Origin of the sequence: Kitasatospora sp. NPDC057936 (assembly GCF_042887525.1) — a bacterium.
GTDB lineage: Bacteria > Actinomycetota > Actinomycetes > Streptomycetales > Streptomycetaceae > Kitasatospora.
In genome coordinates this window covers 57663-75845 of record NZ_JBHVPD010000042.1, presented here as the reverse complement: position 1 = coordinate 75845, position 18183 = coordinate 57663, and the positions used below count along the sequence as shown (strand labels likewise).

Genomic DNA, 18183 nt, shown 5'->3' with positions numbered 1-18183 from the left:
GAGGTCGAGCGCCACGCCGGGCGCGACGCCGAGGACGCCGCCCGCCTCGCCCGCGAGGCCGTCGCGGGCGGGGCCGACGCGCTCGCCGTGGTCGGCGGGGACGGCATGGTCAACCTCGCGCTCCAGGCCGTCGCCGGCACTGCCGTCCCGCTCGGGGTCGTCCCCGCGGGCACCGGCAACGACCACGCCCGCGAGTACGGCCTGCCGCGCGACGCCCCCGAGGCCGCCGCCGACGTCATCGCCGCCGGGCGGACCCGCACCGTCGACCTCGGCCGGATCACCGGCCCGGACGGGACGGCCCACTGGTTCGGCTCCGTCCTCGCCACCGGCTTCGACTCCCTGGTCAGCGACCGCACCAACCGCCTGCGCTGGCCGCGCGGCCGGATGCGCTACAACCTCGCCATCCTCGCCGAGTTCGCCAACCTGCGCCCGCTGCCCTTCCGCATCACCCTCGCCGACGGCACCGTCATCGAGCGCGACCTCACCCTGGCCGCCGTCGGCAACACCCGCAGCTACGGCGGCGGCATGCTCATCTGCCCCGCCGCGCTCCCCGACGACGGCCTGCTCGACGTCACCCTCGTCGCCGCGATGCCCCGGCTGCGGATCGCCCGCTTCTTCCCGACGGTCTTCAAGGGCACCCACGTGCACCACCCCGAGGTGGAGACCCACCGCACCCCGTCCCTGCGGATCGAGTCCCCCGGCATCACGTCCTACGCCGACGGCGAGTTCATCGCCCCGCTGCCGGTCGAGGTCACCGCCGTCCCGAACGCCCTGCGCCTGCTGGTTCCGTAACGCACCATTCGTCGCCCGCCCACCACTCGGTCCCGCCGATCGCGGCCGCCCAGTGGTCCATCACCCGCTCGACCACCGCGCCACCGGCCGACCGCGCCACCGTCACCACGACGAACCGCCCATCGGCCGGGGCCTCGGCGTCGTCGCCCACCGGTCAGCCCACCAGTCGTTTGCGCCAGGTCAGCGGGCGTATCTCGATCGCGTGGGCGGCGTCGCCGTTCCACACTGCCGGGAGGCCGGCGTCCGCGAGGGCGGCCACCACCTCGTGGCCGACGGCGGTGGTGGTGAGCCGGGAGCCGTCGAAGCCGCCGTAGAGGAGCGAGAGGCCGTGGCCGCGGGCGGCCGACTCCGTGCACTGGGTGTGGAAGTAGACGTAGCCCCGGGCGTCGGACGCGCCCTCGGCGCCGATCTCGGCCTCGCCGCAGGTGCGGCAGCAGGTGAAGTGCTCGCGGGCCGTGATGCCCTCGGCGTCCAGGGCGGCGAAGGCGCGGGCGAGGCGTTCCGGGTCCGTCTCGCCGACCCAGCCGGTCTGCTCGCCGACGCGCTCCAGCCACAGCCGGTCGGCCAGCTGCTCGGCCTGCTCGCGGGAGACCGGACGGCTGCCCGGGGAGAGCAGGTACTCCTCGGCCTCCTCGGCCAGCGCGGCGCGGGTGGTGTAGCCGCAGGCCAGGGTGAGGCGCAGCCGCTCCTCCAGGTCGCGGCGCTCGCCGGCCGGCAGGTCGAGCGGGGGCACGGGCTCGGGCGCCGGGCCCGTGCCGAGCGGCTTCCAGTCCAGCCCCTCGCCCCAGCCGGGCTCGCGGCGCGCCCAGCCGAGCATGGCGGCGACGACCGGCTCCGGCCGGTCGAGCGTGACCCCGTAGTGCCGGTCGGCGGAGCCGTCCCGGTGCTCCAGGGAGTAGTCGCCGCCCTCGGCGTGCCAGACCTGGATGTAGACGTCGGGCAGGTCGGGCACCCGCTGGACGACGACGAAGTTGTCCCCGTCCGCGCCCAGCCGCCCGACCAGCGCGCCGAGGGCGTCCGCACCCGCCCCGACGTGCCGTGTCCCGTCGTTCTCCTGCACCGTGATCGCCAACATGGGGCCACCCTGGCACACGCCACCGACAACGCCGCTGACGGTCGGTCAGCGCGGGGCCTGCCCCCGGCCGGGCGCTCACACGCCCCGGGTCGCCTTGATGCGCCCCTCCCCGATCGCGGCCACCAGTTCCGCGTGGTCGAGCTTCGTGCGGTCCGCGTACAGCACCGCGAAGTCGGCGATCGCCTCCGCGAAGGTGTCGGCCGCGCCGAGGTAGCCCGCGATGGCGAGCCGGTCGCCGGTGCGGGCGTGGGCGCGGGCGAGGGTGCGGCCGCACAGGTCGGCGTAGGCGCGCAGGCCGGCCGGGGCCATGTCCGCGACGTCCGCCGTGCCCTTCATGTCGCGCAGCTGGCGGGCGTAGAAGTGCCGCCCGGCCGGGCCGGTGGTCCAGCCGAGGAAGATGTCGCTCGCCGCCTGCATGAGGTGCTGGCCGGTGACGACGCGCCGCCCGCCGTGGTGCGCGGCGACCTCGGCGTCCACCCGCGTCGCCGGCAGGTGGTCCTCCAGCACCGAGCGCCCGGCCTCCTTGAGCTGGAGGAACAGCGGGTCGCGCCCGTCCCGGCCCTCCAGCAGGACGACGTAGCAGCGGGTGCCGACGCTGCCCACGCCGACCACCTTCACCGCCGCGTCGACGAAGCGGAAGCGGTCGAGCAGGACCCGGCGGTCCTCGGCGAGGGTGGCCCGGTAGTCGCTGTACACCTTGCCGACGGAGCGCAGTTCGGTCTTCGACACCGGCTCGATCAGCGGCGGGGCGCTGACGATGCGCCGCCGTCCGTCCCGCTCCTCGGTGAGCTTGCCGAAGGCCTGCAGGCTGGTGCGGCGCCGGGCGGCGGCGAGGTCCGCCTCGACCCGCCGGCGCTGCTTGCCCCGGTGCACCAGCGGCAGCAGGTCGGCGCTGTCGATCCGGCTGTACCAGACGTCGAGCTCGCGCAGCCCGGCCAGCCGGCGCAGCGCGGCGGCGTAGCCCAGGGCGGCGCTCAGCGCGGCCCGGCGCACGCGCTCCTCGTCGTGCCCGTTGTCGCGGGCGGCGACGGCGACGCTGGCGGCGAGGCGCTTGACGTCCCACTCGAAGGGCCCCGGGTACGTCTCGTCGAAGTCGTTGACGTCGAAGAGCAGGGCGCGCTCCGGCGAGGCGTACAGGCCGAAGTTGACCAGGTGGGCGTCGCCGCAGAGCTGGACGGTCAGGCCGGTGTCGGGCCCGGCCGCGAGGTCGGCGGCCATCACGGCGGCGGCGCCGCGCAGGAATGTGAAGGGGGTGGCGGCCATGCGGCCGTAGCGGATCGGCAGCAGCCGCGCGACCCGGTCCTCGCCCTGCCGCTCCAGCACCGCGACCGGGTCGGGCCGGTCGGCGGCGGGGATCCAGCGGCCGTGGGCGGAGCGGGAGACCCGCTCGCGGGCGGCCCGGCCCTGGCGGCGGCGTTCGGCGGGCGTGGTCATGCGCGGCTCCTCGGTCGGCCTCGGCGGGTACCCCTCCGGGCGACGCTAGGCGACGGCCGCCGGAGGGCGCACCGCGCGCCCTCCGGCGCTGCGCCGAACGGATGATCCCCCGGTTCCGGCGGGGGCATGCCCGGTCCCCGTTCACCGGGGCGGTTTCCGGACGTCACCTCCCGGTCGCCGAGCGGTGACGGTGCTTGGGAGGTGAGTCCGGAGGGTGAGTCCCGGAGGGTGGATCACTGCACGGCGAAGTCGGCCATCATCGCCATGTCCTCGTGCTCCAGGTTGTGGCAGTGCAGCATGTACGTCCCCGCGTAGTCGGTGAACCGCACGAGCACCTCCATCACCTCGGCCGGCCGCAGGTCGACGGTGTCCTTCCACCCGGCGTCGTACGGCCCCGGCTCCTTGCCGTTGCGCGACAGCACCTGGAAGTGGTTGAGGTGCACGTGGACGGGGTGGTGCAGGTCGGTGGAGAAGCGCCAGATCTCGGTGGCGCCGAGGGCCGGGGCCGCGACGGAGCGGCCCGGCTCGTACGGGTCCCCGTTGATCGTCCAGCCGTCGCCGCGGCTGCGCCGGAAGGTGAAGTCGCGGGTGGTCGCGGCGGCGGAGGCGTCGAGTTCCTCGATCGTGGACAGCCGCTCGGGCACCGTCGCGTCGTCGGAGACCTGCCGGGAGGAGACGTCGAAGCGCATGACCTCGGCGGTCCGGCCGCTGCCGAACCGGTTCAGCAGGCGCACGGCGGTGCCGGGCGGGTAGCGGGAGAAGTCGACGACGACGTCGAAGCGCTCGGCGGGGGCGATCTCCAGCGCGTCGTGGGCGACGGGCGCCGCCAGCAGGCCGCCGTCCGAGCCGATCTGGACGAGGGCGTCGCCGCCGGACGGCTGGGGGTCGAGTTCGAGGCGGTAGAGGCGGGCGTTGGAGGCGTTGAGGAACCGCAGCCGGTAGCGCGCCCGGTCGACGTCGAGGCGGGGCCAGGGCGCGCCGTTGACGAGGATGACGTCGCCGAGGACGCCGTTCGCGTAGTCGGCGGTGACACCGGGCCGGTCGGCCCCCACCGCCGGGTACCGGAACGAGCCGTCCTCGGCGAAGGAGCGGTCGGCGAGCATGAGCGGCAGGTCGCGGTCGCCGTGCGGCAGCGGCAGGGCGGCCTCCTCGTCGTCGTGGACGAGGTGGAAGCCGGCCAGGCCGCGCCAGACGCCCGGGCCGGTGAAGCCCATCCGGTGGTCGTGGTACCAGAGGGTGGCGGCGCGCTGGTGACCCGGATAGGTGTGGACGCGCTCGCCGGTGACGGACTTCCCGGCCGCGTGGTGCTCCATGCCGGGCATCCCGGCCATGGCGTCGGCTCCGGCGCTCCCGCTCGACCCGACGGGCAGCAGCAGGTCGACCGGGTAGCCGTCGCTGTCGGCGGGGGTGTGCCCGCCGTGGAGGTGGACGACGGACGGCACCGGCAGCTCGTTGCGGTGCTTGACCACCGCCGCCCGGCCGGAGCGGGTGACCACCGTCGGCCCCGGAAAGCTGCCGCCGTACGTCCAGGCCTCGGTCCTGACGCCCGGCAGGATCTCCAGCTTGGCGACCTGCTGGACGATCTCGTACCGGTCGCCCGTGTCGTCGCCGCCGACCGGCTTGAGCACCGGCGGCACCGGCAGCGGCACCTGGAACGCCGGCGGCAGTTCGAGCCCGCTGCTCAGCAGCCGGCCCGGGCGGCCCTCGGCCAGCAGCCGGGCCGCGGAGGGGGCCGCGACGGCGGCCAGCGCGCCCGCGCCGAGGACGGAGGCGCCGATGCCGAGGAAACGGCGGCGGTTCACTTGGCCACCTCCACGGGCCCGCCCGGCCTGGGCAGCCGCCCGCTGCCGTCCGGCCCCGGCTCGGCGACGGCGGCTCGGGCGGGCAGCGGCTCGCGCCAGGCGCCGACCAGCGCGAACAGGATGCCGCTGACCAGCAGGACGCCGAGCGTGACGTGCACGCCGAGGGCCCGGCCGTAGCCGGCGGTGATCTGGCCGATGACGGCCACCGTCAGGACGGCGGTGCTCCACAGCGGCCACAGCGGCCCGCGCCCCGGCCACCGGACCAGGACGGCCACCGCGAGCTGCAGCACGACGACGGTGGCCAGCGTCATCGCGTTGCCCTCGTGGTCCTTGAGGGACTCGTAGGTGCCGTTGAGGAAGCTCCCGGCCAGCATGACCTGGAGGACGGCCAGCAGGCCCAGCGTGGTCGAGGTGACGCGCAGGAGGATCAGCGGCCAGCGGGGCGCGGGGGCCGCGGGAGGACTGGTCATTCCGGGCTACTCTCTGCTCGGCGGGTGGGGCGGGGCGGGCGAGAGCGTAGCTGATCCGGCATCACGATCACGGGCAATAACGGGGGTTGGGCATCCGAGTGATCCCTTTGCGCCCGTTCGGGCCGCCGGATGTCACCCGGTCGGGGGACGGGACGGCCACGGAGGCGCCCTCGCCCCCGGCTCACACCGGGTCGGCCGCCACCCCCTGGTAGGCGGCGCGGAGTTCGTCGAGGACGGGGTGGTCCGCGTCGAACCGCGTGCCGTCGATCGCCGCCACCGGGCGGACGCCGACGCCCGCGTTCACCGCGAACGCGGCCTTGAACCGGTCGACCTCGACGGCGTCCACCGGCCCGCGCCCCTGCGGCCCGCCGTACGCGCGGGCGAGCAGCGCGGCGGTGACGCCCGGCAGGCTCGGGCCCTGCGGCCAGACCACGCGGCCGCCGTCGTCGACGAAGCCGACGTTCCAGGTGGCACCCTCGGTCACCCGGCCCGCCGGGTCCACCAGCAACGCGTCGTCGAACCCTGCGAGTTGGGCGCTGCGACGGTGGCGGATCAGGCCGAACAGCCCGACGTGCTTCACCTCCGGCGCCTCCCGGACGTACGCGACCGTGCGCACCCGCAGCGGGCCGGGCGCGGCGGCCGGGGCCGGGCGGGTGGTGACCAGCAGGCTCGGCGCGGCCGGCCCGGACGGGCGCTCCAGGCCGAGCTCCGGGTCGTAGACGGTGACCCGGACGATCGCCTCCGCGCCGTCCGGCGGCAGCACCGCGCGGATCCTCTCGCGCACGACGGCCGGGTCCAGCTCGGCGCCGAACAGCGCCCGGCAGTCCCGGACCAGCCGATCCAGGTGCAGCGCGAGGCCCCGGACCCGGCCGATCCCGACACGCAGGGTGGTGAAGTGCCCGTAGTTCAGCAGCCCCAGCGCCGCCACCCGCGCCGCGTCGGCGGGGGCGCCGTCGATCTCGATCTCAGCCATGGTCCGAGTCTGGCAGGACCCGGGCGCGATTCCGCCTAGTGCCGTGGCCCCGGACCCCTGTCCCTGGACCCCCGGCTCTGCCCCCGGCCCTGGACTCCCGACCCTAGGGACAGACCGGGCGGTACGGCGTGACGACCCGCCGGCCCGCCGCCGCGGCCAGCTGCTCGAAGTGCTCGATCTTGTACGCGAGCCCCTCCGGCTCGCCGGTGTCCGCCCAGCGCCACGCCTCCGCCCACCACTGCGGCCCGCGCACCAGCGGGCGGCCGGCGAGCGCCAGGTGCAGCGCGAGCGTCGAGCGCGCGTAGCCGTGCACCCAGCCGTCCGTGCCGCGGTAGGCGGCCGTCTCGTCCAGTCGCAGCCAGCGACCCTCGCGCCCGGCAGCCAGCAGCGGCACCCAGCCCTGCGCGCCGTCCTCCACCAGCAGGAGCAGCCGCCCGTCCTCCTCCCGCACGCGGTAGGGCGGGAGTTGGGGCATCCGCGCGAGGGCGAGCGAGTGCTTCCAGCCGACCACCCACAGGCCCCGGCGCAGGTAGTAGCGGACGGCGTGCTGCCAGGTCCAGTGCGCCTCCAGCCGGTAGCCGGGCAGGCCCTCGGCGACCGCGGCCCCGTACACGTCCGCCAGCACCCCGGCGGCCAGGCCGCACCCGCGGGCCTCCGGCCGCAGGTAGAGCGAGGAGACGGCGAGCTGGCCGGGCCCCCGCGTCCAGTTGTCGACGGCGACCGTCCCGGCGACCGCGCCGCCCGGGCCCAGCACCCAGTACCGGCGCCGGTACAGCTCGCCGCCCGGCCACTCCCGGCCGCTCTCGCCCAGCCGCTCCCGCCACCGCCGCTCGGCGTCCGGCGCGAGGGCGTCCGGGTCCACCCGCTCCCCCAGCTCGCCCTCCACCAGGGACGCCAAGTCCCAGAGCGCGAAGCGCCGTTCGTCCCCCTCGGGCACCACCGTCAGCCGCGGCCCCGCCGCCAGCCGATCCTGCGCCCGTTCCACCGCTGCATCCCAGGACCTCACCACACGGCCACGATAGACCTGCGGCGGGCACGGATCGTAATTCAGTAGACACCGAACGTCAGATCGGATACGAATTCAGCCGTCCGCTTCGTACCGGGGAAGGGGGTTCCCGATGTCTTCCGTCCGCCAGTCAGCCGTCCGTCAGTCAGCCGTGCGTCCGTCAGCCGTCCGTCCGTCAGCCGTGCGCCGCCTCGGCGCCCGCCTTCTCCGGGGCCTCCGTTCGGCTCTCCGCCGGTGCCTTCGCCCGCGCGGGCCGGGTCAGCACGACGGCGGCGATCACGGCCACGCCGCCCACGACGGCGTTCCAGCCGACGGGCTCGGCGAGGAGGGCCGCGCCCAGCACCATCGACCAGACCGGCGTCACGTAGGTGACGGCCGAGGCCACCGCGGTGCCCGCCGCCCGGACGAGGCCCAGGTTGAGCACGTACGCGAAGCCGGTGCCGGCCGCGCCCAGCACGAGCAGCGCGGCCGCGGCGCCCGCGCCGGGCCAGTGCGGCGCGCCCGCGCCGAGCGGCGCCACGACGGCCAGCTCGGCCGCGGCGCAGGTGATCTGAGCGGCCGACAGCGCCGTGACGCTGTGCGGCCGGCCGCTCAGGAAGCGTCGCAGGTAGGCGAAGCCCGCGCCGTAGCAGCACGCCGAGCCCAGGCAGGCCAGCCCACCCGCGAGCTCGCCCGAGCCGATGCCGCGCCAGACGCCGAGCACGGTCAGCACACCGGCGAAGCCGAGCGCGAGACCGCTCAGCCGGCGCGCCCCCGGGCGGCGCTCCTCGGCCACCGTGGCCACCGCGAACAGCAGCGTGAACAGCGGCGTGGTCGCGTTCAGCACTCCGGCGAGCACCGAGCTGACCTTCGTCTCGCCGAACGAGAAGAGCGTGAACGGCACGGTGTTGAGCAGCACCGCGACCACCGCCGAGTGGCCCCAGACCACGCGCTCGCGCGGCACCCGCTCGCGCCGCAGCACGAGGATCGCCCACAGCGTGGCCGCCCCGAGCAGGCTGCGCCACAGCGCCACCCAGACCGGCGGCACCCCCGCCGTCACCGCGACCTTGATCAGGGCGAAGCTCGCGCCCCAGATCGCCGACAGCACCACGAACCCCGGCCACCAGCGCCGCGCTCCGACCACGTCCGTCCTCCCCGCTCCTCAGTCCGGGACGGTCCTCTCCAGAACAGTCCGCGCCAGGACGGTCCGCGCGGTCCGCGCCGGACCGTCCGTCCTGGACAGAGGGTGGCCCTGCCGGGGAACATGAGTCCAACAAGTGATGATGCCGGATGGATGAGGAAGTCTCATGGCTTCGGAGGTCAACCTCGCCCAGCTCAGGGCGCTGATCGCGGTCGCCGACACCGGCGGCTTCGGCGCCGCCGCCGACGACCTGGGCATCACCCAGTCCGCCGTCTCGCACGCGGTCGCCGCCCTGGAGCGCACCCTCGGCGCGCCCGTCCTGCACCGCGGCAGCCCCGCCCGGCCGACCCTGCTGGGCGAGCAGATCCTGCCGCACGCCCGCACGGCGGTCGCCTCGGCCTCCGCCGTCCGCGCCATCGCCACCCGGCACTCGGGCGGCCTCACCGGCACCGTCCGGCTGGCCGCGCCCACCACTGTCTGCCAGGTGCTGCTGCCCGGGCTGCTCCGGGACTGGGCGGCGGCGCACCCGCAGGTGACGGTCCGGATCTTCGAGGGCGAGGACGCCGAGCTGGCCGTCTGGCTGGAGGCGGGCACGGTCGACGCCGCCGTCCTGGTCGACGCCGGACCGCTCCCGCCCGGCGCGGTCTCCCTCGGCGCGGACTCCATGCACGCACTGCTCCGGCAGGACCACCCCCTCGCCGAGCAGGAGTCCATCCACGTCGCGGACCTCGACGACGACGACTTCCTGCTCTCCGAGGGCGGCTGCGAGCGCCACATCCGCGAGGCGTACCGCCGGGCCGGCACCCGCTTCACCCCGCGGCACCGGATCCGTGACCTCAACACGCTCATCGGCATGGTCCACGCGGGCGTCGGCGTCTCGGTGATTCCCGCGCTCGCGCGGACGATGATCCCGGCGGGCTGCGTCCTCGTCCCGATCCGGCCCGCCGTCCACCGCACCCTGACGCTCACCGGACCGGCCGGCCGGCCGTGGTCCCCCGCCGTGAGCGGCCTGCTCGCTGCAATGCCTTCGGCTGCAGTGTCCTCGGCTGCGCTGTCCTCGGCGCCGGCGTCGTCAGCGCCGGCGGCGGAGGTCCTCTCGGAGGCGTGAGCCCGGCGGGCTGGGCTCCGTGGGCTGGACTCGACAGGATGGGCTCGGCGGGCCGGGCGCGGCACATTTCTGCGGTCGGGGCGTCCTCGGTGGAACGTTTCGCGGATGGAGGGCCGACCGGCTGGATCCGGCGGCACACCGGCCGCAGGGTGGCGGGCGTTGCAGTCCGCCCTCCGAGGGAGCCCCGTTGTCCACCACCGCACCGCACCACCGCCGTTGGGCGGCACTCGCCGCGCTGCTCACGGCCGAGGCGATGAACCTGCTGGACGCGACGATCGTCCAGGTCGCCGCGCCCCGCATGCGCGCCGAGCTCGGCGGCCCGGTCTCCGCCGTGCCGTGGCTGACCTCCGCCTACACCCTGCCGTTCGCCGTCCTCCTGCTCACCGGCGCCCGGCTGGGCGACCGGGCCGGACGCCGCCGGGTGTTCCGCATCGGAGTCACCGGCTTCCTGCTGGCCTCCCTGGCCTGCGCCGCCGCGCCCACCCTCGGAGCGCTGATCGCCTTCCGGGCCGTCCAAGGCGCGGCGGCGGCGCTGATCGTGCCGCAGACCATCGGCCTCATCAAGGCGATGTTCCGCGGCGACGAGACGGCGAGGGCGCTCGGCAGCATCGGCCCGGTGATGGGGCTGGCGGCCGTGTGCGGCCCGGTCCTCGGCGGGGTGCTCACGCACGCCGACCTGTTCGGGTCCTCGTGGCGCGCGGTCTTCCTGGTCAACGTGCCGCTCTCGCTCGCCGTCCTCGCGCTCGCCCCGCTGCTCGCAGAGGACCGCGCGCCCCGGCGTCCCGGCCTCGACCCGGCGGGCACGGCACTCGCCGTGCTCGCCACCTCTCTGCTCGTGCTCCCGCTGCTGCGCTCCGGCGGCGGTCTGACGGACGGTCCGGCGCTCGCCTCGCTCGCCGCCGGGTGCGCGCTCGCAGTGGTCTTCGCCGCCCACCAGCGCCGTGGCGGGCGGCGCGGGCGCGGCACGCTCGTGGAGACCAGCCTCTTCGCGTCCGCCCGCTTCCCGGCCGCGCTGGTGTGCTCCGCGCTGTTCTTCGGGGCCGGCACCGGGCTCACGCTCGTCGTCGTGCTCCAGCTGCAAGTCGGCTCCGGCGCCGACGCGTTGACCGCCGGGCTGACGCTCCTGCCGTGCTCGGCCGGGATGGCCGCGGCGTCCTGGTGCGCCGGCGCGTACCTGGTCGGCCGGTACGGCTCGCGGGTGCGCAGCGCCGGGCTCGCGGTCATGGCGGCGGGCGTCCTGATGACCGCCGGGGCGTTCGGCGCGGGCGGCCACCCGGCGCTGCTGCCGTGCGCGCTCGCGGTCGTCGGCGTCGGGCAGGGCCTGTTCACGCCGTCGTTCTTCACCGCCGCCCTGCATCCGCTACGGCCGCAGGAGATCGGCTCCGCCGCCGGACTCCTCAACGCCGTCCAGCAACTCGGCACCACCCTCGGCGTCGCCGCGCTCGGCCGGATCTACCTCGCGTCGGCGGACACCGCCGGGGCGCAGCGGGCCTGCTGGGCGGGCCTCGCCGCGCTGGCCCTGGTCGCGGTGGCCGGGCGGGCGATGCGCACGGGCCGCGGCCCGGAGGCGGTCAGCGGTCCGGAGGCGGTCGACGGGCCGGAGGCGGTCGGAAGCCCGGACGCGGTCGACGGGCCGGACGCGGTCCGAAGCCCGGGGTCGAGCCCGGCAGAATCGGAGGCCGCTCCGGAACAGGCCACCGAACCCCTGGAACCTACGCATGCTCGATGAGCTCGACCGCGCACTCGTCCACGCCCTGCGGATCGACGGCCGCGCCCCGTTCGGCCGCATCGCCGCGGTACTCGGTGTCTCGCCGCAGACCGTAGCCCGCCGCTACCGGCGACTGCGCGCCGAGGCCGGCCTGCGGGTCGTCGGGCTCGCCGACCCGCACCGGGCCGGGCGCACGCAGTGGTTGCTGCGCCTCACCGCCGCTCCGCACGCCGCCCAGGGCGTCGCCCGGGCCCTGGTGCGGCGCGGCGACACGGCCTGGGTGCACCTCACCTCCGGCGGCACCGAGATCACCGCCGTCGTCGAGACCACGCCCGGCGACGACGGCCACGCCGTGCTGTTGCGCGACGTCCCGCGCACGGCCACCGTCACGGCCGTCTCCGCCCACTGCCTGCTGCACACGTACCGCGGCGGCCCCACCGTCTGGCCGGGCGGGGCCTGCACGCTCAGCGAGGAGCAGCAGGAGCTGCTGCTCCCGCCCGTTTCCGGACCCGCCCCTGAAGCCGTCCCAGGCACTCCGCCGTTCCTCGATGCGACCGACCGGGCTCTGCTGACCGTGCTCCACCACGACGGCCGCGCCGCCCTCGGCGAGCTCGCGGCCGCCACCGGCCGCACTCCGGCGACGGTCGCCCGCCGCCTCGCCGAACTCCGCGCGGACGGCAGCGTCTTCCTCGACGTCGAGCTGGACCCCCGCCTGCACGGCGCCGGCCTGCACGCGCTCCTGTGGATGACCGTCGCCCCCGCGCACCTGGACCGCGTCGCCCTCGCGCTCACCGGTCACCGCGAGCTGGCCTTCATCGCCGCGACGACGGGCCGGACCAACCTCGTCGCCACCGTCCTCTGCACCGACCCGGCCGACCTGCACCGCTACCTCACCCGTCACCTCGCGGCGCTCCCCGAGATCACCGCCCTGGAGTCCACGCCCGTCCTGCGGACCCTCAAGTCCTCCGGACCGATCCCACCGCCGCCCACCCGGACCTCCCACTGACGCCCCGGGTCACGGCCCGCCGTGCCGCACGGGCGGCTACCATCGCCCCTATGCCTCCGCAGGACCGCCACTCTCCTACCGAGCCGGTGCCCGGGCACCCTCGACGGGGGTGCTGCGGTGTGGTACCGCACGGTCGACCAGCCAGCCAGCCAGCCAGCCAGCCAGCCAGCCAGCCAGCCAGCCAGCCAGCCAGCCAGCCAGCCAGCCAGCCAGCCAGCCACGGCGGTGGGGCCGGCGCCGGCGCGGGTGCTGTTCGCCGCACGGTCGGCGGCCGCACTGCACCGGCTGCTGGATCTGCTGCCCGTATTCGAGGGTGACGACCGGGTCCGCTGCCGGTTCACCCTCGTTCCCGGTTCGGAGTTCGACACCGACGCGCTCGCGGCCGTCGACGCCGCCGGAGCCCGCTGCCTCCCGTGGTCCGAGGCCAGGGCCGCGGACCACGACCTGATCCTGACGGCCAGCCCCAAGGGCGGACTCGGCGACCTGCGCGGCCACCAGGTGCTGCTCCCGCACGGCGCGGGATTCAACAAGGCGCTGCCGGACGAAGGCTCGCCCGTGCTGCCGTCCGGCCTCGATCCGGCGTTCCTGCTCAGCGACGGCCGGCCGACCGCGACGTTGCACGCCCTCGCCCACCCCTCCCAGGTCGAGCGCCTGGCCGCTCAGCTCCCCTCCGCCCGCGGCCACGCCATCGTGGCGGGGGACCCGACCCTCGACCGGATCCTCGAATCGCTGGACCGCCGCGATGCCATCCGCGCCGCACTCGGCACCGGGGCACGGCGGTTGGTTGTGCTGTCGTCCACCTGGGGCCCGGAGTCCCTCCTGGCCCGCCGCCCGGGGCTGCCCGCGTCGTTGGCGGCCCGGCTTCCGCACGACGCCTACCAGCTGGCGCTGATCGTGCACCCCAACGAGTACAGCCGCACGGGCGCCTTCGATCTGGTCCGGCAGCTGCGGCCCGCCCTGGACGCCGGCCTGGTCCTGGCGGCGCCGTACGAGGAGTGGGCGGCACTGCTGGTCGCGTGCGACGTCGTCGTCTCCGACCACGGGTCGGTAGCGTTGTACGCGGCCGCCCTGGACCGGCCCGTCGTGGCCGGGTGCGTCGGCGCGAGCGAGCTCATCCCGGGCAGCCCGATGGCCGAACTGCTCTCCTCCGTACCACACTTGGACCTTGACACCGCAGCCGTCGCGCTGGCCTCGGCCGAGCCTGCGCGCACCCGCCGCTTCGCCGAGCAGGCCTTCGCCCTCACCGGGGAGTCCCTGGAGACGCTCCGCGCGGAGCTCTACAAATTGCTCGGGCTCTCCCCCTCTCCGTACCCCGTCCGGTCGCGCCCGCTTCCCGTGCCGGGACCGGCCCGTACGGCGCCGCACGCCCCGGCCGCGTTCGCCGTCCGGGCCGTCACCGAGGGGCGGCGCGTCACGGTCGAACGGCTGCCGCCGTGGACCGACCTGCCGCTCCACCACCGCGCCGCCGAGTACGGGCGGGCCGGCGTGCGCCAGCTCCAGAGCGCCGCGCTGATCTACCAGCGATGCGGAAACGGTTCCTCGGACCAGCCCCGGACGAACGAGCCCTCTCCGAACCAGCACCACACGAACCGGCACCACACGAACTGGCACCACACGAACTGGCACCAGGAGTACCGGACGGCCGCCGACCGGACGGCGGAGGTGCTCGACGAGTACCCGGGCTGCCGCACCGCGGCCGTCGTCCTCTCCCCCTCCGCCTGTCTCGTCCGACGCGACGGCGCGGAGCCGTTCACCCTCCGCATCGGTCCCACCCGGGCCGGCACCCGGATCCGCCTGACCGACCCGGCCGCCGCCCTCTCCGCCGTCCACGCCTGGCTGGGCGCCCACCCGCTCGCGCTCCCCAGCACGCTCACCGCCCGGATCGGCGACACGGACTACCGCGTCGACCTGACGCCCGCCACCGAGGCCGAGCTGGCTCACCCCGCCTGACGGCCCGCGATCTCCGCCACCTCTGTGCGATAGCCCTCGGCGCGGGCAGCGTCGCCACCCTCCTCGCAGAAGGCCACCAGCGTCTCCAGCACCCGCAGTTCGTCCGCCGCCGACCTGCGCGCCCTGGCCCCGGCGAGGGCGGCCTCGTACAGGCGCGCGGCCTCCTCGCGGCGGCCGGTCCGCCGCAGCGCCACGCCCAGTTCGAAACCGGTGCGCGAGGACATCCGGTCCCGGCCGAGCCGCAGCGCGGTCTCGTGCGCGTCGCTCAACAGCTCCACGGCGCGGTCGAGTTCGCCCATCGCCACGGCCCCACGGCCGATCAGGTAGGTCTGGAGCATCGCACCGTACTCGTTGCCGATCGCCCGGTGCACCTCGCGCGCGGCCTCGAAGTCGGGCACGGCGACGGCCCAGTTCCCCTGGACGGAGGCCAGCTTGCCGCGGAACTCGATCGCCGAGGCGTACAACTTCCGTTCGTCGTCCCGCTCCCCGAGCAGCCGGCCGCGCCGGATCGCGGCCTCGACCTCCTGCCGCGCCTCCGGGTACCGGCCCTGTTCCCAGAGCGGACGGGCGAGTTGGCAGTGCATCCGGACGATCCCGGCGGTGGAGTCCGCCCGCTGGGCGGAGGCCAGACCGTGGCGGAACGCGTCGATGACGTCGGCGTAGTGCTGGTGGTCGAGGAAGTGCGTCCAGAGCGGTTCGCACAGCGCGACGGCGTCGTCGTCCAGGCCGTCCTCGTGGGCGATCCGCACGCAGCCGAACAGGGAGAGGTGCTCGCGCTCCAGCCAGTGCATGGCCGCGTGCTTGTCGGTGAACTCCAGGTCCGGGACGTCGGCCAGGCCGGGCTCCTCCGGCGCCGGGCCCGAGACGGTGAGCCGGCTGCCCGCGGCGAGGAGGTCCGCCCTGGCCGCCTGGCGGCGCAGCCAGCGCACCAGTCTGCGCCGGACGTCGCCCGGGGCGTCCACGCCCGCTCCCGCATCCGCACCCGCGTCGGCACCCGCGCCCGCACCCGCGTCGGCACCCGCGCCCGCACCCGCGTCGGCCCGGCGGAGCGCGTGACCGCGCAGCAGGTCGTGCATGCCGAGGCCCCCGGGCCGGCGCAGCAGCAGGCCGGCCTCCTCCAGCTCGTCGACCGCGTCCTCGGCCCGGTCCAGCCCGGAGCCGAGCAGCGCGGCGGCGACCGGGACGGTGACCACCGGGCCGGGGTGGTGCGGCAGGGCCCGGTACAGCCGGGCCGCGGCGGGCCCCAGACGCGCGTAGGCGGCGTTCCAGACCGCTTCGACCACGGGGACGCCCTCCTCGCGGAGTCCGGCGGTGAGTTCGTCGATCAGTCGCCGCAGATCCCGGTTGCGGCGCTTGCGCAGCAGCCGCCCGGCCACCAGGATCGCGGCGGGCAGGCCCGCGCAGCACCCGGCCAGTTCGGCGGCGGCCTGCGGGTCGTCCACGAGCCGGGGGTCCTGGACGGCGGCGCGCAACAGGCCGGTGGCGTCCTCGCCGGAGAGCGGGCCCAGCGGCAGGTCGACGGATCGCGTGCCGTCCAGGTCGGCCAGGCGGGCGTGGCTGGTGACGATCACGACCGCGGCACCGGAGGAGGGCAGCAGCGGACGGATCTCCGCGCCGCTCTGGGCGTTGTCGATCACGAGAGCCAGCCGCTTGTCCTGGGTGGCCGCCCAGTACTCGCGGCGCCGCTCGGCGAAGCCGGCCGGCAGGGCGTCGCCGCGGCCGAGGGAGCGGCAGAGGCCGCCGAGCGCGTCGGCCACCTCGACGGCGCCGTCCCGCCGCAGGTCGTTCAGGTCGACGTGGAACACACCGTCGGGGCAGCGGCCGAGGCGCCGGAGTTCGCGGGCGAGGCGGAAGCCGAGTTCGGTCTTGCCGATGCCGCCCATGCCGCTGACGCACACCACCAGGGGGCCGTCGGCCGGTCCGTCGACTGCCGGCCCGCCGTGACCACCGGCGACGGCGGCCAGGACGAGGTCCTGCTCGACGGTGCGGTCCGCGAAGTGCACGGGCGGCGGGGGAAGTTGGACGGGCGAGTCCGGCTCGGCCGGCGGCGCGTGCACGCACAGGTGCTCGATGGTGTGCGCCTGGACGATGGTGCCCGCGCGCACCTGCCCGTCCACCCGGTTCGAGATCTCCTTGGCCACTCGTCAACTCTAGTGCCGACGGGGCGTGGCCACGCGGGATCGACTTGACCGTTTGGGGGTTGACCACCCTTCCGGAACAGGTCTATACCAGTGACAGTCCTCGGCGACGACCCCGTGCCGACGGACCGTTCGGCCCGCGCGCCCACCCCCACGTCCGGCGCGGACGGGCCACTTCCCCCTGCCGTTTCCTGGAAAGGCTTCCGATGGAACGCGCTCTTCCCCCACACGCCGCGCCCCATAGAGCCCCCGAGGCCCACGAGCCCCGTACCCACCGCGCGGGCCGCAGCGCCCGCCGGGCCTCGCGCCGGGCCGCCGTCGCCGTCGCCGGTGTGCTCGGCCTGGTCGCGGGCGGCGTCGCCGCCGTCACCGCCTCCGGCTCCGCGTCCGCCGACACCACCACCACCGCCGTCACCGGCCTGGGCAGCAACTGGTACGCCTCAGCGCCCTACCTGATGCCCGAGGACAACAGTCCGCCGGACGCCGCCGCGGTGATGGACGCCACCGGGCAGAAGGCCTTCCAGCTGGCCTTCATCCTCGCGCAGGGCAACAGCTGCGCCCCCGCCTGGGGCGGGACCTCCGCCATCGACTCCGACACGACGATGCCCTCGGTGATCCGGACGATCCGCGACAAGGGCGGGGACGTCTCGGTGTCGGTCGGCGGCTACGGCGGCACCAAGCTCGGCCAGGTCTGCGGCACGCCGGAGGCGACCGCCGCCGGCTACCAGCAGGTCGTCACCAAGTACCAGCTCAAGGCGATCGACTTCGACCTGGAGGAGCCGGAGTACGAGAACACGGCCGCCATCCACAACGAGATCGGCGCCGCCCGCATCCTCCAGCAGAACAACCCCGGCCTGTACGTGTCGATCACCACGGCCGGCACCAACGCGGGCACCGGCTGGTTCGGCACCCAGATGCTGGGCGAGGCCAAGTCCCAGGGCTTCACGCCGAACAACTTCTCGATCATGCCGTTCGACGGCGGGTTCAACGGCGCCGCCGCCCAGACCGACGCGCTGGTGAAGTTCAACCAGATCCTGCAGAACACCTTCGGCTGGTCCGAGGCCACCGCGTACGCCCACGAGGGCGTGTCGATGATGAACGGCCGCACCGACGCCGCCGAGTACTTCCGTCAGGCGGACTTCCAGACCGTGCTGGACTTCGCGACCGCGCACAACCTGGCCCGCTACACCTTCTGGTCGGTCAACCGCGACCGCCAGTGCCAGGGCCCGGTGGACCCGGGGCTGTCCGGCTCCTGCTCCAGCGTGGCGCAGGGCGACTGGGACTTCACCAAGTACACCGTGAAGTTCGCCGGCGCGACGCCGCCCACCACTCCCCCGAGCACGCCGCCGACCACTCCCCCGACGACTCCGCCCACGACCCCGGGGGCCTGCACCCTCCCCGCGTGGAGCGCGAGCACGACGTACACCGCGGGCAACAAGGTCTCGTACAGCGGGCACGACTACCACGCCAAGTGGTGGACGCTGAACGAGGTGCCGACCGCCAGCGGCCAGTGGGGCGTCTGGGCCGACGACGGCCCCTGCTGACGCTTCCCACTGGCGGTCCGCGTGAGGGGCGGGCCCCGGTGCTGCCACCGGGGCCCG

The 18183-nt window shown here is 75.5% G+C and carries 14 protein-coding genes; 6 read left to right on the top strand and 8 right to left on the bottom strand.

The genetic code is table 11. The features are described 5' to 3' along the window. Positions 1 to 792, top strand: a 792-nt coding sequence (locus ACFVU9_RS22320) for a diacylglycerol kinase (protein ID WP_387595760.1), incomplete at its 5' end; no start/stop codon positions are given. A gap of 154 nt (positions 793 to 946) precedes the next feature. On the opposite strand, the gene ACFVU9_RS22315 is transcribed toward ACFVU9_RS22320, so the two are convergent. The 7 genes from ACFVU9_RS22315 to ACFVU9_RS22285 form a co-directional block, all read right to left on the bottom strand. After that, positions 947 to 1867 (bottom strand): DUF6891 domain-containing protein, encoded by a 921-nt coding sequence (locus ACFVU9_RS22315; protein ID WP_387595757.1) that lies wholly within the window; start codon positions 1865 to 1867, stop codon positions 947 to 949. Between the two features lie 75 nt (positions 1868 to 1942). Next, positions 1943 to 3301: a DUF2252 domain-containing protein gene (locus ACFVU9_RS22310; RefSeq protein WP_380436021.1), complete on the bottom strand. Its 1359-nt coding sequence runs from the start codon at positions 3299 to 3301 to the stop codon at positions 1943 to 1945. Positions 3302 to 3534: 233 nt separating this feature from the next. After that, positions 3535 to 5103, bottom strand: coding sequence for a multicopper oxidase family protein (locus tag ACFVU9_RS22305; RefSeq protein ID WP_387595754.1), 1569 nt, complete (start codon positions 5101 to 5103; stop codon positions 3535 to 3537). Continuing rightward, complete coding sequence (locus ACFVU9_RS22300; RefSeq protein WP_387595751.1) at positions 5100 to 5573, bottom strand: hypothetical protein; 474 nt, start codon at positions 5571 to 5573, stop codon at positions 5100 to 5102. Before ACFVU9_RS22300 ends, ACFVU9_RS22305 begins: the two co-directional genes overlap by 4 nt. Before the next feature lie 181 nt (positions 5574 to 5754). Beyond that, positions 5755 to 6546: an aminotransferase class IV gene (locus ACFVU9_RS22295; RefSeq protein ID WP_387595748.1), complete on the bottom strand. Its 792-nt coding sequence runs from the start codon at positions 6544 to 6546 to the stop codon at positions 5755 to 5757. Positions 6547 to 6649: 103 nt separating this feature from the next. Next, a complete protein-coding gene (locus ACFVU9_RS22290) occupies positions 6650 to 7531 on the bottom strand; it encodes a GNAT family N-acetyltransferase (protein ID WP_387595745.1) in 882 nt (293 codons plus the stop codon). 196 nt (positions 7532 to 7727) lie between these two features. Then, complete coding sequence (locus ACFVU9_RS22285; RefSeq protein ID WP_387595742.1) at positions 7728 to 8675, bottom strand: DMT family transporter; 948 nt, start codon at positions 8673 to 8675, stop codon at positions 7728 to 7730. A gap of 163 nt (positions 8676 to 8838) precedes the next feature. Here ACFVU9_RS22285 and ACFVU9_RS22280 point away from each other — a divergent pair, with 163 nt between their 5' ends. The 4 genes from ACFVU9_RS22280 to ACFVU9_RS22265 all read left to right on the top strand — a co-directional run bounded on the left by ACFVU9_RS22280 (position 8839) and on the right by ACFVU9_RS22265 (position 14444). Beyond that, complete coding sequence (locus ACFVU9_RS22280) at positions 8839 to 9780, top strand: LysR family transcriptional regulator (RefSeq protein WP_387595739.1); 942 nt, start codon at positions 8839 to 8841, stop codon at positions 9778 to 9780. A gap of 187 nt (positions 9781 to 9967) precedes the next feature. Continuing rightward, positions 9968 to 11509 carry an MFS transporter gene (locus tag ACFVU9_RS22275; RefSeq protein ID WP_387595736.1) on the top strand — a complete coding sequence of 514 codons (1542 nt, stop codon included), beginning with the start codon at positions 9968 to 9970 and terminating at the stop codon, positions 11507 to 11509. Further along, positions 11499 to 12494, top strand: coding sequence for an Lrp/AsnC family transcriptional regulator (locus ACFVU9_RS22270; protein ID WP_387595733.1), 996 nt, complete (start codon positions 11499 to 11501; stop codon positions 12492 to 12494). Before ACFVU9_RS22275 ends, ACFVU9_RS22270 begins: the two co-directional genes overlap by 11 nt. 225 nt (positions 12495 to 12719) lie before the next feature. Next, positions 12720 to 14444: a translation initiation factor 2 gene (locus ACFVU9_RS22265; protein WP_387595731.1), complete on the top strand. Its 1725-nt coding sequence runs from the start codon at positions 12720 to 12722 to the stop codon at positions 14442 to 14444. Here the strand turns inward: ACFVU9_RS22265 and ACFVU9_RS22260 are convergent. Beyond that, the gene (locus ACFVU9_RS22260; protein WP_387595729.1) at positions 14432 to 16585 is read right to left on the bottom strand and encodes an NB-ARC domain-containing protein; all 2154 of its coding nucleotides are present in this window, start codon (positions 16583 to 16585) and stop codon (positions 14432 to 14434) included. The two genes, ACFVU9_RS22265 and ACFVU9_RS22260, sit on opposite strands and share 13 nt — an antisense overlap. Before the next feature lie 203 nt (positions 16586 to 16788). Here ACFVU9_RS22260 and ACFVU9_RS22255 point away from each other — a divergent pair, with 203 nt between their 5' ends. Beyond that, positions 16789 to 18126, top strand: coding sequence for a carbohydrate-binding protein (locus ACFVU9_RS22255; protein WP_387595727.1), 1338 nt, complete (start codon positions 16789 to 16791; stop codon positions 18124 to 18126). Positions 18127 to 18183: the final 57 nt, after the last annotated feature.